The 16457-nt window shown below is 48.5% G+C and carries 18 protein-coding genes; 5 read left to right on the top strand and 13 right to left on the bottom strand.

The window, feature by feature from the left end:
* Positions 1–35 precede the first annotated feature (35 nt).
* Genes KNO91_RS03735 through KNO91_RS03725 form a run of 3 tightly spaced genes read left to right on the top strand, consistent with a single transcriptional unit; the run spans position 36 to position 3249 of the window.
* Positions 36–1223: a lipopolysaccharide biosynthesis protein gene (locus KNO91_RS03735; RefSeq protein WP_214792531.1), complete on the top strand. Its 1188-nt coding sequence runs from the start codon at positions 36–38 to the stop codon at positions 1221–1223.
* Positions 1220–2359, top strand: coding sequence for a glycosyltransferase family 4 protein (locus KNO91_RS03730; protein WP_214816274.1), 1140 nt, complete (start codon positions 1220–1222; stop codon positions 2357–2359). Before KNO91_RS03735 ends, KNO91_RS03730 begins: the two co-directional genes overlap by 4 nt.
* A gap of 11 nt (positions 2360–2370) precedes the next feature.
* A complete protein-coding gene (locus KNO91_RS03725; protein WP_251126537.1) occupies positions 2371–3249 on the top strand; it encodes a glycosyltransferase family 2 protein in 879 nt (292 codons plus the stop codon).
* Here the strand turns inward: KNO91_RS03725 and KNO91_RS03720 are convergent.
* Positions 3203–3805 (bottom strand): response regulator, encoded by a 603-nt coding sequence (locus KNO91_RS03720; RefSeq protein WP_214816268.1) that lies wholly within the window; start codon positions 3803–3805, stop codon positions 3203–3205. The genes KNO91_RS03725 and KNO91_RS03720 overlap by 47 nt on opposite strands.
* 43 nt (positions 3806–3848) lie before the next feature.
* Between KNO91_RS03720 and KNO91_RS03715 the strand changes: the two genes are divergently transcribed.
* A complete protein-coding gene (locus KNO91_RS03715) occupies positions 3849–5186 on the top strand; it encodes a sugar phosphate nucleotidyltransferase (protein WP_214816265.1) in 1338 nt (445 codons plus the stop codon).
* On the opposite strand, the gene KNO91_RS03710 is transcribed toward KNO91_RS03715, so the two are convergent.
* From KNO91_RS03710 to KNO91_RS03675, 8 genes are all read right to left on the bottom strand, one after another.
* Entirely contained in the window at positions 5107–6147 is a 1041-nt protein-coding gene (locus tag KNO91_RS03710) for a type I phosphomannose isomerase catalytic subunit (protein WP_214816263.1), read from the bottom strand. The genes KNO91_RS03715 and KNO91_RS03710 overlap by 80 nt on opposite strands.
* Before the next feature lie 168 nt (positions 6148–6315).
* Positions 6316–7227, bottom strand: a complete 912-nt coding sequence (rbsB, locus tag KNO91_RS03705) for a ribose ABC transporter substrate-binding protein RbsB (RefSeq protein ID WP_214785953.1) — start codon at positions 7225–7227, stop codon at positions 6316–6318.
* A 22-nt stretch (positions 7228–7249) separates the two neighbouring features.
* Entirely contained in the window at positions 7250–8215 is a 966-nt protein-coding gene (locus tag KNO91_RS03700) for an ABC transporter permease subunit (RefSeq protein WP_214694930.1), read from the bottom strand.
* A gap of 1 nt (position 8216) precedes the next feature.
* A complete protein-coding gene (locus KNO91_RS03695; RefSeq protein WP_214816260.1) occupies positions 8217–9695 on the bottom strand; it encodes a sugar ABC transporter ATP-binding protein in 1479 nt (492 codons plus the stop codon).
* Between the two features lie 11 nt (positions 9696–9706).
* Positions 9707–10096 carry a D-ribose pyranase gene (rbsD, locus tag KNO91_RS03690; RefSeq protein WP_214816257.1) on the bottom strand — a complete coding sequence of 130 codons (390 nt, stop codon included), beginning with the start codon at positions 10094–10096 and terminating at the stop codon, positions 9707–9709.
* Positions 10096–10980, bottom strand: coding sequence for a ribokinase (gene rbsK, locus KNO91_RS03685; protein WP_214816254.1), 885 nt, complete (start codon positions 10978–10980; stop codon positions 10096–10098). The genes rbsD and rbsK overlap by 1 nt, the downstream gene beginning before the upstream one ends.
* A gap of 3 nt (positions 10981–10983) precedes the next feature.
* Positions 10984–11961 carry a LacI family DNA-binding transcriptional regulator gene (locus KNO91_RS03680; protein WP_214816251.1) on the bottom strand — a complete coding sequence of 326 codons (978 nt, stop codon included), beginning with the start codon at positions 11959–11961 and terminating at the stop codon, positions 10984–10986.
* 107 nt (positions 11962–12068) lie between these two features.
* Positions 12069–12611, bottom strand: coding sequence for a GNAT family N-acetyltransferase (locus KNO91_RS03675; protein WP_214816249.1), 543 nt, complete (start codon positions 12609–12611; stop codon positions 12069–12071).
* Positions 12612–12686: 75 nt separating this feature from the next.
* Between KNO91_RS03675 and KNO91_RS03670 the strand changes: the two genes are divergently transcribed.
* Positions 12687–13133 carry a DUF4385 domain-containing protein gene (locus KNO91_RS03670; protein WP_214816246.1) on the top strand — a complete coding sequence of 149 codons (447 nt, stop codon included), beginning with the start codon at positions 12687–12689 and terminating at the stop codon, positions 13131–13133.
* On the opposite strand, the gene KNO91_RS03665 is transcribed toward KNO91_RS03670, so the two are convergent.
* The 4 genes from KNO91_RS03665 to KNO91_RS03650 form a co-directional block, all read right to left on the bottom strand.
* Positions 13130–13573: a GNAT family N-acetyltransferase gene (locus KNO91_RS03665; protein ID WP_214816243.1), complete on the bottom strand. Its 444-nt coding sequence runs from the start codon at positions 13571–13573 to the stop codon at positions 13130–13132. The genes KNO91_RS03670 and KNO91_RS03665 overlap by 4 nt on opposite strands.
* 62 nt (positions 13574–13635) lie before the next feature.
* A complete protein-coding gene (locus tag KNO91_RS03660) occupies positions 13636–14085 on the bottom strand; it encodes an OsmC family protein (protein WP_214816240.1) in 450 nt (149 codons plus the stop codon).
* Between the two features lie 42 nt (positions 14086–14127).
* Positions 14128–15693, bottom strand: coding sequence for a GGDEF domain-containing protein (locus tag KNO91_RS03655; RefSeq protein WP_214816237.1), 1566 nt, complete (start codon positions 15691–15693; stop codon positions 14128–14130).
* A gap of 112 nt (positions 15694–15805) precedes the next feature.
* Positions 15806–16444: an SDR family oxidoreductase gene (locus KNO91_RS03650; protein WP_214816234.1), complete on the bottom strand. Its 639-nt coding sequence runs from the start codon at positions 16442–16444 to the stop codon at positions 15806–15808.
* Positions 16445–16457: the final 13 nt, after the last annotated feature.

Raw genomic sequence — 16457 nt, 5'->3', positions numbered from 1 at the left:
CCTTAAGGATTGACGAATTAAAAGAGGTGGTTGATATGAAAGCTGTTATGAGTCGTTATTCGATTTTACTCATTTTTCCCGTCCTTGATGCCTTATTGAATATTATTAACTATTCCTATCACTTCTTTTTAGCCCGTGGTTTGACGAGTCAAGACTACGGTCTCTTAAATGCCTATCTCGCTCTTCTCGGATTACTACTCATTATCGGTAGCGCCGTCCAATGGATCGTTACTCGAAACTTGGGACAACAAATTGCGACCGACTATCGGTATATCGAACGGATCATCCTGCTCGTCGCAATGGGTTTATCCAGTGTACTCTTTATACTTATCCCATATATTCTTCCTTTATCTAGGATTAACCTCTTTTTACTTGCAGTTACAGTATTTTTCCATATTCTCGTGTCATTCCGACGTGGTGTCTTACAAGCGAATGAGCGGTTTTATGCCCTCACTCTTTCCTATTACGTCGAAGCGATTGTGAAAGTGGGCGTCACATGGATCTTTCTCGAACAGCTTGATATTACACTCGCCTTGATTGGGATTTTGATTGGCATGATTCTCACATATGGGCTTAGCATCTGGCAAACGCATTTCCCAGAAACGGCTGGTGACAAGCAGTTTCATGGCTTGTTCCAACTCATTCATGTGCAAATTGTCATGACGCTCTTCTTCTCGGTCGATAGTTTACTCGTCACCTTGTTCTTCCCATCGTTAGTCGGAGATTACTCCGTCAGTCTACGCTTTAGTCAGCTCGTCTTGTTCGTCTGTCTCTCGATTTTCCAAGTACTCTTACCACGACTGAGTCGAGCAGCCGAAACAGATTCGTTCCTATCATTCGAACGCATCGTATTCCGCTTGTTATTAGTAGCCCTTGGCATCATTACAGTGTTGTATTTCTTGATTATCCCATCGGTCGTACCAATCTTCTTTGGGCAAGGATACGACGAGGCAGGGTATTTCGTACGTTATATGATTTTCACCTATATCGGCATCATCATCGTTCAGTACGAGGCGATGTTGCAATTTATATTGCGGAACAAGCGATACTTGCGATGGTATTGGGCACTACTTTTCGTCTTTCTCATCGCCTTATTCCTATTCCGTCAGTCGATGGAGATTTGGCTCTTGGCGCAAGCGGTCGTCTTACTCGGAGGATCACTGCTTCTTCGTCTCCGCTTCCATTCTGAGCGACGCCAACAATTTAAGGAGGAATCGTCATGAAACCCACTTTATTATGTCTATCTTGGCGAGATATCAAACATCCGAAAGCAGGAGGAGCAGAAGTATTCACGCATGAGATGCTATCTTACGTAGCTCCTCGTTACAACATCATCCACCTATCCCCTCATATTGAAGGACGCGAGGACGAAGAATGGATTGATGGCGTTCGTTATATTCGCTCGGGTACAGACATCACGAGCATCGTAGAGGCACGACGCTACTACAAATCGCACGAAGAGGAAATCGACCTCGTCCTCGACCAAATGAACACACATCATTACTTCACGCCATTTTATGTGCCGGCACATAAACGTATTCTCTTCATCCACCAATTGACGCGTGAAATTTGGCGTATCAACCTACCGCCTCCTGTTTCATGGGTGGGAGCATGGACAGAAACGAGTCGCCTGCGCCTCTATCGGCAAAACGATGTCTTGACCGTCAGTCAGTCGACGGCAAATGACTTGGTCGCCGTCGGAATTCCCGAGTCACACATCACGATTTTGCCGGAAGGGCTCAACTTCACACCGTGGCCAGAAGAAGAATGGTTTGCAAAAGAAGAACATCCTACGTTTTTATATGTTGGGCGCATGTCCGCGTATAAAGGAATCAACGATGCCGTCAAGGCGTTTGTCTCCATCAAACGCGACTTCCCGACTGCGCAACTATGGATTATCGGGAAGAAGAACGAGGCGTACATCGCCGAACAACTCGATCCGATCACACCTGAGGAGGTACGATCGGATATCCATTATTTCGGATTTGTCAGTGAAGAAGAGAAGCTTGAACGCATGAGTCGAGCGACAACCCTTCTTTTCCCGTCTCGTCGCGAAGGTTGGGGCTTGACCGTCAGTGAGGCCGCTGCCGTTGGAACACCGACCATCGTGTACGATGCTCCGGGACTTCGAGATGCCGTTCAGTATGGAAAGCTCGGTTATATGACGATGGCACAAACAGCGGAGGCACTCGCACTTGAGATGCGACGCTGTTTGAACGACCTTGATCACTATGAGACCGTCCGTCGTGACGCTCACGCATTCTCGAAGACACTGCAATGGAGTCGCACCGGTGCCGCATTTGAACAATGGTTGAGTCAAAAGCTTGGAATCTTGATTCAGGAAGGGAGAACATCATGATTGGAATCGCGATGTCTACGTATTGTAACGAGGAAATCATTCGAGAAACGATTCAATCCATCCACCAGCAAACGGCCGATTTTGTTTGTGTGATTGCGGATGACGGCTCAACCGATCAAACGGTCAACGTCATGCGGGAGTTGACGGCAGACGATGACCGCTTCATCATCCTATCACTTCCCCACGGTGAGCGTGGAATCGCTCGTAAAGAGGCAATCGGCCAACTCCGTGAACGAAACGTTGACGTCTTATATGTCATTGACTCGGATATGGTGTTGACCGAAGGATTATTGACGAGTTGCCTGCTTTATCTTCAACATCATGAAGATGTCGGAGCGCTCGTCATCCCAGAAGAGGCTTATAGCACGTACACCAACTTTTTCTCTAAAGTGAAGGTATTCGAACGAAATCTGTTCCAAATCCCTGAGGAACGGATTGACGACCGCTCCATCGAGGCGGCACGCTTTTGGCGGATGGAAGCGTACGAGGCATCGGGCGGCATCAATCCCGCTCAAATCAGTTTTGAAGAGACGCAACCGACAATCCGATACATTCAACAAGGTGGCGTGATCCGTCGCGCCACATTCACTTCAGTGAAGCACAATGAAAAAGAAGTGACATTACAAAATCTGCTCGAGAAGAAACGCTATTACTTCCAAGTGATGCCGCAAACGCTCGAGACAGAGGAAGGTGGGTTCCGGAAGGCACTCGCTCGCTGGTATTTCTTCAGACCGGTGCTCTATCATCCGTCCAACCTCAAAAAATATAGACGACACCCTGTATTAACATTAGGGGTCGCCTACATGTACGTTCGATTAACGATGATCGGGGTATCGCAACTCTTTACCCACAAGTTCGGGAAGAACGATCCCGTGACTGATACAAAATAAATTCGCCGTATTGCGTCGGGATGACGAACCGTTTCAACTCATTCGTCTCCCCTGACTCGAACGGGACGACGAGATTTTCCGAGCTGACCAAGTCTCCGCTCTCATAAAACAGACAGTATGCCTGTCCAAGGTCGTTTAGAAACTCCGTCAACGTGTCTGCGACTCGATACTTATTCGTCTTCATAATGACGGCTTGTTGACCGACATCCTTTATGACGCGGATCACATACTCATCGATTTTCATCGGCTTTGTCATGATACGCTTGACGTTTCCGTAATTGACGGCCGCGATCAACGTATGGGTGTGCGTATAGTCAGTCAATACGATTTGATGAATGAGCGGGAATTTTTTCTTCACATAAGATAACAGTTCGACCCCGTCCGTATGCGGAAGTCTTAATTCGGTGATGACGACGTCGATGTCGCTCGACTCTAAAATCTCAATCGCTTCCGTCGCTTCGGTCGCTTCAAAAATGAGTTCTCCTTCTTTCATCAACAGACGAGCCAATGTCTTGCGTGTATGCTCGTGCGGTTCGACGAGTAAGTAATTTGCCATGTTGTGTACCTCCGAAATGTTAATCGAGAAAGGGTGTCACGAAATGAAACTACTCTTACTATCAGGTGGATCTGGAAAGCGTCTTTGGCCACTTTCAAACGATATCAACTCGAAACAGTTCATTCGATTACTTGATGACGGTCAAGGTGCTAAACAATCGATGATTGAACGCGTTTTCTCACAACTAAGTGACATGCAATTAAATCGGGATGCCTTTATTTTAACAAACGCGCTTCAACGCGATGCCATCGTTTATCAAATCGGGACCGATGCCAATATCATCACCGAACCGAGTCGTCGTGATACGTTTCCTGCCATCGTGCTCGGCGCTAGTTATTTGAACGAACAACGTGTCGACCCGAATGAGACGGTACTCGTGATGCCGGTCGATGCTTATGTCGATCTTCGCTTCTTTGAATATTTCCCTCAAGTGGATGAAGCGGTACAGACGAGTGACGATGCCTTACATTTGATTGGGGTCACTCCCCTTCACCCGACATCGAAATACGGATACATCGTCCCACACGAAACGGCTCAAATCTCCTCCGTTCGCTTGTTCCAAGAAAAACCGACGGTCGACGTGGCGGAGCAACTGATTGAGCAAGGTGCATTGTGGAACTGTGGGATATTTGCGTGTAAGCTTCATTTGTTACTTGATGAACTGGCAGAGCGGAACTTGCCTACGACCTATTCAGAGCTGACAACTCGCTACGATGATTTAGAAAAAACGTCATTCGACTACGCCGTCGTCGAGCATGCGGAGTCCGTGTTCGTTCATCGCTACGATGGGGACTGGAAGGACTTAGGAACATGGAACACATTGACCGAAGAAATGACGTCCACCACCCACGGCCAAGTGGATCTGTTCGAATCAACGAACACGCATGTCATCAACGAATTGAACCTCCCGTTGATTGGAATCGGGCTCGAAGACCTCGTCGTCGCCGTCAACGCAGACGGGATTCTCGTATCGACAAAAGATGCGACCCCGCAACTGAAAGATTATCTCGCTTCTTCTGACGACTATCCAAAGTTCAAATGGAAGCGTTGGGGACAATCAGAAGTGATTCATCACGAGACACTCGCGGACGGTCATCATAGTGTGACAAGACGGATGCTCGTCCAGTCAGGGAAAGAACTCAGCTATCATTACCATGAAGCGACCGATACGATTTGGACGTTACTTCAAGGAACAGCGACCGTGACAATTGACGGACAATCGTTTGAAGCGAAGCCGACCGACGTCATCTCGATTCAACGCGGTGCGGCTCACACGCTCAAAGCTCACGAAGACGTCGTGTTCATCGAGGTTCAGTATTCAAACGATTGGACACTCGACGATGCTTGTCCTGTGCCGTCTCCACTTGATAAACAGTATTGACGCGATGCGTTGTTGGAACAGGGACTTCACTTGTGACGATTTCCACCTTCCCGGTGAACAAGTGAGGTCCTTTTCCTTTTGGAACGAAATAGTGCTCCCCTGCCCGGATGGTTTGGATGCCGTCTTCACCTTGCACGAAGCCTTCTCCCGAAACGACCGAGATCAACCGGAACGTTTCGGACTGTTCTAAAATCGCGGGGACCCCATTCACTTGGTGTCGTATGATTTTGAAGGATGGTTTTGAAATCAATTCGGTCGTCAACGCATCTTCTAAATTCGTCCGCACGAGTTCATCTGTCCGGCGATCCGGAATGTTCATCACGTCTACGGCTTTTTCGATATGAAGCTCACGAAGACGACCCGTGTCATCCACTCGATCAAAGTCGTATAGGCGATATGTTCGGTCACTCGTCTGTTGAATTTCGAGCAATACGACACCTGGACCGAGAGCGTGTACCGTTCCACTCGGAATATAAATGAAATCTCCTTTTTTTACGGCTTGCGTCTTTAGACGAGTCGCCCATTCTTTTTGTTGCACACATGTATACACATCTTGTTTCGTTCGGAACGTGTGGCCGACGATAATCTCGGCATTTGGTTCTGCGTCTAACACGTACCAACACTCCTCTTTCCCAAACTCTTCTTGTTCGAGACGTTGTGCCTGCTCATCGTTCGGATGAACTTGTACCGATAAATAGGCACGAGCATCGAGTAGTTTGACGTGTAGGGGGAACGTTGCGAATGGATACGGACCGAATAGCTCCAATCGGTGTGCATCCCATAAATCCGCTAACGTTTGCCCTTCATATGGTCCGTTTTCAAAAGTGGTCATTCCGCTTGGATGTGCGGAGGCAGCCCAACACTCACCGATTTTCCCTTCCGGTAACGAAAGATGAAATAACGTCTCTAGCTGACGACCACCCCAAATACGTTCTTTAAACACCGGTTTGAGCTTATACATATGTGTTGCGTTTCTCAAAAAGAAGAAACGACTCCCCCTTCCTGTATTTTACCTAGATATACCCTGAAAAAGGGAGTTCCTATCCAATTTATGAAGGGGGATATGTGAATATTCAAAAACCTCACGAGGCCCTACCCGAAATCGAGGCACCGTGAGGTTTCATCTTGATTATTTAATTAATTCAAGTTCTACCGGAATGTTCGCTTCCACCGTTTCACCACTCAAGTGGTTGATGGCCGCTTCTACACCGAGTTTTCCGATTTCAGCCGGTTTTTGTGCGACGGTCGCTGCCATTGTCCCACCTTCAACTGCTTTGACCGCATCGTCTGTCGCATCGAATCCGATGACTTTGACATCACTCATTCCAGCTGCTTCAAGCGCTTGAACGGCACCGAGTGCCATTTCATCGTTATGTGCGAATACAGCGACGATGTCTTTATTGTCTTGCAAAATGTTCTCCATGACCGTCAATCCTTCTGCACGGTCAAAGTTTGCAGATTGTTTTGCCACGACTTCCAATTTTCCATCGATCGCTTCGTTGAATCCTTGTCCACGGTCACGCGTCGCAGAAGCTCCTGGGATCCCTTCGAGCTCGACGACTTTTTGACCTTCGCCTACGAGTTCAACCATGTAATCCCCTGCCAACTGTCCACCTGCGACGTTGTCTGAAGCAACGTGTGCGACCACATCACCTGTTTCCGCATTACGGTCCACCGTGATGACTGGAATACCGGCGTCGTTCGCTGCTTGAACCGCTGCACCGACCGCTTCTGAATCTGTCGGGTTGATTAGAATCAAATCCATTCCTTTTTGAATCATATCTTCGACGTCATTCACTTGTTTCGCGGCATCGTTTTGCGCGTCCGCTACCGTCAATGTCGCATCCATTTCTTTTGCCTGTTCTTCTGCCCCTTCTTTCAATGCGACGAAGAACGGGTTGTTTAACGTCGAGATTGAGAGTCCGATTTCATAGTCCCCATCTTTCGTTTCCGTCTCAGACGTTGACCCCGGTTGTTCAGTCGAGCAAGCTGCCATCAGTACCATTGTCAGTGCAAGTAGCCAAGCTGTCCATTTTTTCATGTTCCGTTTCCCCTTTCGCGTGTTACGCGTTTTGTCGACGATCAAGCAATACTGCAAACAATATAACTGCACCTTTTACGACGAGTTGGAAGAAAGAAGATACGCCGAGAAGGTTCAATCCGTTGTTCAACGTTCCGATGATCAGTGCCCCAATCAATGTTCCGACAATCCAGCCGCGACCACCCGCAAGACTCGTTCCCCCGAGAACGACCGCCGCGATGGCATCAAGTTCATATGACGTTCCTGCCGTCGGTTGTGCGGAATTGAGACGTGACGTCAAAATGATGCCAGCGAGTGCCGCAAGCATACCCGATAGCGAATAAATCATGATTTTGACCTTGTTGACACCAATCCCCATCAATTTAGCCGCTTCTTCATTCCCACCGATCGCGTACGTATGACGTCCGAATGTCGTCTTTTTCAAAATGAAATAAAGGACACCGAATGCGAGTAACATCGTCAATGCAGGCACTGGGATGATCCAGAAGTAGCCGCGTCCGAGCATCTCGAACCAGCCAGAGTTCCCGAGACCGGTAATTGGTCTTCCGTCCGTATAGACGAGCGTCAACCCCCGATAAATCGTCATTGTGGCCAATGTCGCGATGAACGGTGCCACTTTCCCGTATGTGATGACAGCCCCGTTAAATGCTCCGAGAACTGCACCTGCAATCAATCCGAGTGCAACGGCCATGACCGCATGTTGACCGTCCACCATCATGCCAGCCACCAATGCGGATGCGAGTGCTAAAATCGATCCGACTGATAAATCAATCCCACCTGTCAAGATGACAAACGTCATCCCGAAGGCAATCAAGGCATTGATGGAAACTTGGCGCAGTACGTTAAAGATGTTATTTAATGATAAAAATCCAGGTTCGAGCGCGGTCACGACGACGACGATGACGAGTAGACCAAACAGTGGTCCTAACTTTTGTCCCCATCCAAGTCGACCCGGGCGCTTCAGTGCAGTCGTTGCTTTCAATTCCATATCATTGCCCTCCTGTCGCATATGTCATCACTTTTTCTTGTGTCGCCTCTTCTTTCGTGAGCGTCCCGGTCACAATGCCCTCCCGCATGACGACGATTCGGTCACTCATCCCGAGCACCTCTGGTAAATCGGAGGAAACCATGATGATGGCAACTCCCGATTCCGCGAGGTCGCTCATGATGTTGTAAATTTCTTTCTTGGCGCCAACGTCGACTCCACGGGTCGGTTCATCCAAAATCAAGACGTCCGGCTCGACCCCTAACCATTTACCGAGCACAATCTTCTGTTGATTCCCACCAGACAACGACTTCACTTTTTGTTCCATCGAATGATGTTTAACTCGTAGCTTTTGTAAATATGTTTCCGCGAACGTCGCTTCTTGTTGTTTGGAGATGACCGATCCTTTCGCTCGTTTATCGAGTGTCGGGAGCGACAAGTTTTCTCGAAGTGAGAAATCGAGGAGCAAGCCCTCCCCTTTTCGGTCCTCTGTCAAAAAGGCGATTCCGTGTTTAATGGCGTCAGCCGGCGTCTTGATCCGAATTGGTTGTCCGTTCAATTTGATAACTCCACCTTTATGGGCATCTGCTCCGAACAAGGCTCGCATCACTTCAGTCCGTCCTGCTCCCATCAATCCGGAGAATCCGACGACCTCACCGGCACGGACGTTGAACGATACATTGTGGAACCGGTTACCTATTAAATCAGTTACTTCGAGCACGACATCTCCGAGCTGCGCGGTGCGTGTCGGATACCGTTCACCGATTTCGCGTCCGACCATGTCACGTACAGTTTCCTCAAAGGAAGTGTCGGGAATCAGCCGGGTCGAGATGGACTGTCCGTCCCGAAGCACGGTGATTCGGTCACATAAGTCAAAAATCTCTTCCATCCGGTGAGAGATATAGATGATGGACACGCCTTGATCTCGCAGTGCCCGTGATACGGCGAAGAGTGCCTGAATCTCACGGTCCGTTAAGGCGGCCGTCGGTTCATCCATGACGATGACTTTCGCATCCGTCATGAGCGCCTTGGCGATTTCAATCATCTGTTGTTGACCGACCGATAAGTTGCGTGCTACTTCATCGACATCCATGAAGACGTTCAGTTCTGCCAAATATTCGCGAGCGCGTCTAGTCATTTCCTGCTGTTTGACCATCCCAAACGGTCCCGTCAGTTCACGACCTAAAAATAGGTTTTCGGTCACCGTCATCTCCGGCAAAATGTTGAGTTCCTGGTGGATGAAGGCGACCCCTTCTTGCTCAGCTTCTTTTGGGTGCTTGAACTGACGCACTTTCCCATCGATGAGGATGTCTCCTTCATCTTGAGCATGAAGACCGGTCATCACTTTCATCAGCGTCGATTTTCCAGCTCCGTTCTCACCCATGAGCGCATGAATCTCTCCAGGCAACAATTCGAAATCGACTCCTTTTAAGACAGAGACCGGGCCGAACGACTTATGGATGCCTTTCAACTGAATATGCATCGAATCCCCCCTTAGAAAATGACTCCTGCATGTAAGATGACGTTGGCGTAAGGTGTCGCTTCCCCGGTTCGAATGACGACTTTTGCTTTTGCTACCTCTCGTTTGAAGTCTTCATGCGAACACATGTCGACGTTGGTGTATCGTTCTTTCAGTGAAGTTGCAATCGTCGGATTGTTTGTGAGGATTTCCTCGGCAATCGTGATGCGCTCTACGACCAAATCCGCTTCGACGACATCGAGCACCTCTAGAAATGACGGTTCTCCGACTCGAAGGCTAAGGTCGACCCGCTTCACCCCGTCTGGAATTGGTAATCCGCAATCCGCGATGACGACACGATCCGTATGCCCAAGGTCGGCAAAGATTTTTGCTAGATGACTGTTTAAAATCCCTTGTTTTTTCATCACACGCGCTCCAATCGTTGTAATACATCTTGCCGTGTCGGCATTCCGCCTTGGGCACCAAACCCTTCGACGCTCATGCCGGACGCGACCACCGCAAACCGCACCGCCGCCTCTAGCTCGTTTTGTTCGATGAGGGCAACAGCGAGCGCACCGTTGAACGTGTCACCTGCCCCTGTCGTATCGACGACGTTCGCTTGAATCGCTGGTACGTGTCGCACCTCTTGCCCGTCATGGAACCGAACGCCACGGACGCCCTCTGTGACGAGTAGTTTGTTCGGATATCGTTCCAACACTTCATCCACGGAGGCGTCGTTAAATAAGTCACGACACTCATGTTCGTTCGGTGTTAAGTACGTGACCGCTTCAACCACTTCCGGTGGGATGGGTTGAGACGGTGCCGGATTGAGAAGCACCGGGATTCCTTTTGCCTTACAGTAAGCGGTCACTTGTTTGACCGTTTCGATTGGAATCTCGAGTTGCAAGAGTACGAACGACTGCTCATCAAGAAGTTGATCCAATTCTTCCTTCGTGAAGATGACCTGTTTGTTCGCTGACTGGACGACGACAATCGAATTATCGGCTTCCGCCAAGACGATGTGCGCCGTACCTGTCACTTCGTTCGGGACGATCCGAACATGCGTGACATCGACGTCTTGCTGTTTAAAGTTTTCAATCATCTGTTGGCCGAACGGGTCACTTCCAACACAACCGACCATCTGCACAGCACCGCCTAATCGAGAAGCGGCGACCGCTTGGTTCGCACCTTTCCCCCCTGGAACGGTACGAAACGACTCGCCGATGACCGTTTCCCCTGCTTGCGGACGTTTGTCGGACGTGACGACAAGGTCCATCGATATACTGCCAATGACAACAATGCGCTTCATTCTTTATCTCTCCTCCCGCTTTGTCGTTTGTCTTTCAAGTAACGTGACCGGTAAAAGCATCTCTTTCGGTCGTGTATCTTTTTTCTCAATCAAATCAAGCAACCGCTCTGTCGCCACTCGTCCCATCTCATAGATGGGCTGCACGATGGTCGTCAGTGGTGGAGACGTCATCTCGCCTAATTCAATTCCGTCATATCCGATGACCTGAAGCTCTTCCGGGACACGGATGTGTCGACGAACCGCTTCCTGAAGCACAGCGGCCGCAATCACATCGTTCGCTGCAAAGATGCCGTCAAACGGCCAAGCATGATCGAACAGTTGTTGGGACGCTTTCAACGCATCTTTGAACGTGAACGTGGACTCGGTCATCCCGACGAGCTTGTCTCCTGCTTCTTCGACAAATCCTTCCGTCCGACGTTTGACCGTCTTCAGATGATCGGGTCCGGCTATGTGAGCCAGTCGTGTCGCACCTCGTCTTAACAACGTGTCGGCTGCCAACTTTCCGCCCTCATATCCGTCAGATACGACGGCGTCGATTCCCGCCTTCACGATCCGGTCGAGTGCGACCATCGGTAAGTCCAACGTCTCGTAATTCGGATTGTGCGAATGATTCGTCGTGATGATCAGACCATCGACATGCATCGTCTGCAAGGCAACCAAGTACGTCTGCTCTTTTTCAAGTTGTTCGTCTGTATTGCACAGGACGACTTGATACCCATGCTGATTGGCGACATCTTCAATTGCCCGAGCCAGTTGTGGAAAGAACGGGTTCGTGATGTCTGGCATGATGAGTCCAATCAAATTTGATGACTTTTTATAGAGCGAACGAGCGACTCGGTTCGGTGCGTAATTCAATTCTGCAATCGCCTTTTCAACTGCTTCTTTCGCCTCTTCGCTTACGTATCCGCTTTTATTCATGACCCGTGATACGGTCGCCACCGAGACGTTCGCATGTTTTGCCACTTGTTTGATGGTCGCCATTTGTCATCCTCCGTTCTGGAAACGCTTACAAAACCATCTTAATGTGTAACCGGTTACATATCAAGAGGTTTTTATCATTTCATGAAAAAACACATTGAAACAGCGCTTCAATGTGTGGAGAACGTCGGATTGAGTTGGACATAGACGAGGCATTCTACCGTTCGTCCGTCGAGTCGGGTCAATTCTTGCGTTTTCGTGAACGCATAAGTGAACCCACATTTCTCAACGACGCGTCGCGATTGGTCATTGAAGCTGAAATAGCCGCACCAAATCCGCTCCAGTCCTAACGCTTCGAATCCAAATCGAATCATCGCCTGAACGGCTTCCGGCACATAGCCGTGCCCCCAATAATCGGGGCTGAGTACATAACCGATTTCACGTTGGGCCTCATGTTGAATCATTGGGTCCGGTCTTCGGTCGTGTAATCCAATGCTGCCAATCACTTGCCCGGTTTCTTTCAACACAATCGCCCATACGTCTTTTTCCTCAATAAACAGTCGAATGACATCTTTCGTCTCTTCAACGGATTCATGTGGCGCCCAACCAGCCATCGGTCCGACACGTTCGTCTTTAGCGTAACGATACATATCCTCTGCGTCTTCTAGCGTAAATGCTCTTAACATCAACCGCGCTGTCTCCATCTTGATCATATAAACCCATCCTTTTCCTTCAAGTTGTTTCTTTCCCCAACCTAATGGGAAAACGTTAGGCGAGGAGGAATGAACATGCCATTTGATTATGACTTAAACTTCGATGAAATCGACTTCCGACAACAACCCGAATTGTATCGGGTCGGTCGTGGTGAACAAGGTGTACTACTCGTGGAACCGTATAAAAGTGAGATTTTGCCCCATTGGCGATTCAAGACGCCAGACATCGCCCAGCAATCCGCTGAAGAGATCATAGAATTGTTTGAACAGTATCGCGCGAACGATGATTTCGTCGGAATGGACATGGCCCGAAAGTTCATCCAAATGGGCTACACGCGGGCCCGGCGCTATGCCAATTATAAAGGTGGTCGTAAATATAAAGAAGATGGTGACATCCACGAGCGCGAAATTGACGAAGAAAAAGCAGAGTCTGCCCGTATCTTCAAAACGTATTGGGATCAACTCCGTGCCGATGAGGATTATTTACGACGTAAAAAGGCACATCAAAAACAGTATGGTTAATCGCGCACCATCACGTGGAACGGGACACCATTGCGTTCAATCGATGTGATTATACGAAAGCCGACCGTTTCGTATAGATGAATCGCTCGCTCATTGAAAGAAGCAACGGTCAGACGGAGCGGTTTCCCCCGTTCCAATGCCCTTTCGATGACGTATGTCACAAACGACCGTCCGCGTCCCTTACCTGTCAAATCGGGTCGCATTCCGAATCCGATATCCGTCATATCTGAAGAATACGAGTAGTCCGAATTCGGCACTTGAGCCGGGACGCCGATGCAATAGAAGCCAATCAGCTCGTGTTCTTCTACCATCGCCTGATACGTCATCAACTCGTCAATCCCCTCTTCGGAAGGTGATTGATTATAGAAATCATAAGGAGCTGCGTACGTCCATTTTTGAATTTGACTTGCCCATTCAGATGTCATCAGTTGGTGGTTCACTTGGTTTTCCTCCGTACTCTTTTCATGGTTACTATGTAAAAAAGATGAGGTTTCCCCCATCTTTATTTTCGAGTCCAATCTGCCTTCATCTCCACGTCCGCCGCGTGCATGAGATTATGAATCGGGCATCGTGCCTCGACGCCTTTTCGTAGTTCGGCAATTCGCTCATCCGACTCGGTCGTATCCAATACGATTTTCATCTGAACTGACTCAAAATACGTTCGGACGCCTTCCATCCCTTGGAATCCTCTCGGATCGAGTGTCCCTTCCGTCACGAATTGGACCCCTTCATAATCAAAATTTAAATCTTGGGCGACATAGGCAATCATGATCGTCGTACAAGATGATAGCGCTCCGAGAAGATATTCGAGCGGATTCGGTCCCATATTCGTTCCACCGAGCCGTTCCGGCTCATCCACGATAAAAGGGGTGTGCTCTCCTACATGTACAGTTGTCTTGACGCCTCCTGCATCTCCTTCGGCACGCATCGTTACTAACGGTCTTTCTGACATATTCCATCCTCCTCTCAACGATTAACCATTTCTATGTTCCCGTTATTTTGGACCATGTAACGCCTCATCATAAATCGCATAATCATTTTTCCCGCCTTGCTTGATTTGATACATCGCCTGGTCTGCTTTGTGAATCAATGTATCCAAGTCCGTTCCTTGGTCCGGGGCATGACTGACCCCGATACTTGCCCGAATCGGAATCGTCACATCCGACGTTCTGTAAGGGTTCCGGCTCAACGTCATCTGGAGCTCATGAATAAACGCAAGCACTTCGGTTTCCGATAAGTCGATTACATAGATGTAGAACTCATCGCCTCCGACACGGGAAGCCAAGCCGACGTCTCGTGCCGACATTTCCAATAGTCCACCTAAATGGGTCAGGAAGTGGTCCCCGATTTGGTGTCCATACGTATCGTTGACCGCTTTGAAGCCGTCCAAATCAATGATGAGTAATGATAATCTCGATGCATGAAGCAACTCATGATCTGCCCGTTCATAAAAGGCACGTCGGTTTGCCAATTTCGTAAGCGGATCATGGTAGGCAAAGAAGCGAATCGTTTGCTCGGCCTCTTTGAACGAATGTACATCCCGTATGATGATCATCCCATGGATTGTTCGATCAATATCGACAAAGTCCCCATCGATGACGACATATCGCTCTTGCCCAGACTTCGTCATAATCTTTGTTTCAAATTCTAAAAACTTCTTCCGTGTCCTGAAGTGTTGGCTGTAATGTTCAATCCATTCCGCTTTTTTCTTTTCCGGTAACAAGTCGACGAAGCGTTCATTCACGACACGTACCGTATGGAATAACGTTCGTGCGGCAGGGTTCGCACTCTCTACCTTGCCTTCCGAATCAATCAATAGGATAGCGGATGGATTCAAATTATAGAGGGTGCCGTATCGTTTCACGTAAGAAGTTAAGAAGTCCAAACGATTCATCGCGATGACCAAGGCCACCGCCCAAACGAGCCCGCCATACATGTATGAATAGGGCGGGATGAATCCACGGAATTGAAAATAGCCGAATACGACATCCCACACCAACACGGCATTTGCAGTCCAAAAGAGCATGCGCAACACGCGTTGGTGCTCCCTTCGCTCTGCGCGTTTTAGCGCATAAAAAATCAGACCGATAATCAATAGGTGAAAGATGTTTCCGACAGTCAACGTAATCAAGTAAGAAGAATTGAATTCGGGATAAATCCAAATGCCAACTTGTTCAAATTGCTGGCTGTTGATGATGTTCTCTCGCCGAATGTATGTCAATATGACAGGAATCAACGGTAAATAGACGACCCATGGATAAAGCCAACGAGGCGCTTTCGCTCCAACGCCCGTAATACTTAATATAAAGTGTACGGAAAAAATAAAGATGAAAATCCCGGCATTCCCAAACCAATACGCGATGAGTGCTGGACTATACTCGATCGGAGAGAGATGGCGGACAAATTCCGCCAAGAAAAGCATCGAATAGCCGAATACAAACAGGCTCAGCAACCGATGCTCGACTTTATTCGGATTTCGTTGAAAGACATCGAGTGCTAAAAAGCCGAGCAAAAATGACGGCAGTAAGTAAACCACCAGATAAATGAACATCTCGGTCATGCAGAACCTCCTTATTGATTCGTATTCGGTTATTTCGCTATGTTGCACCCTTTTCCCTCTTTAAAGCGACAAAAAACGGGATGATTTACATCCCGTTCCTAATATCACACGCTTATAACGTTTCTTCGATTGGGGTATCCCCTTTAATTAAATCAATCGCTTTGTTCTGTGCATTCGAATGGTTATGAAGGACATGCACCAAGAATGATGCGACGTCTTCGCGTGGAATCTCTCCACTTCCTTCGAATTTCGTGTTCACTTTGCCCGTTCCTGCATCGTCTGTCAAAGCACCAGGACGTACAATCGTGTATGTGAGTCCACTCTGTTCGAGCAAGCGATCTGCGTGATGCTTCGCTACGTAGTAAGGCTTCATCGAATCTGGCCAAGACGAGCGATCTTCTGCTTTTAAGGCGCTGACCATGACGAAGTGTTTGATGTTCCCATTCGCTTGTGCCGCTTCGATACTCTTCGCCGCACCATCTAGGTCAATCAAAAGTGTCTTATCTGCCCCAGTGCTTCCACCAGAACCTGCCGCGAACACGATGACATCCATCCCATCAATCGCCTTTTGCAAATCTGCCACCGAACCTTCGAGGTCACCGAGTACCGCATTATACCCTTTTGACTTAAAGTCCTCGAGTTGTTCTTCCTTACGTACCATCGCCGTGACTTGATGTTTCCCTTCCTTGTGTAACTTCTCCACCAATTGGTGGCCAATCTGACCGTTTGCACCGATTACAAATACGTTCATCTGTCTTCCTCCT

The sequence above is a fragment of the Exiguobacterium sp. s59 genome (assembly GCF_018617475.1).
In the GTDB taxonomy this organism is placed as follows: domain Bacteria; phylum Bacillota; class Bacilli; order Exiguobacteriales; family Exiguobacteriaceae; genus Exiguobacterium; species Exiguobacterium aestuarii.
The sequence above is the reverse complement of the archived record's forward strand: the minus strand, read 5'-3'. Positions and strand labels throughout refer to the sequence as shown.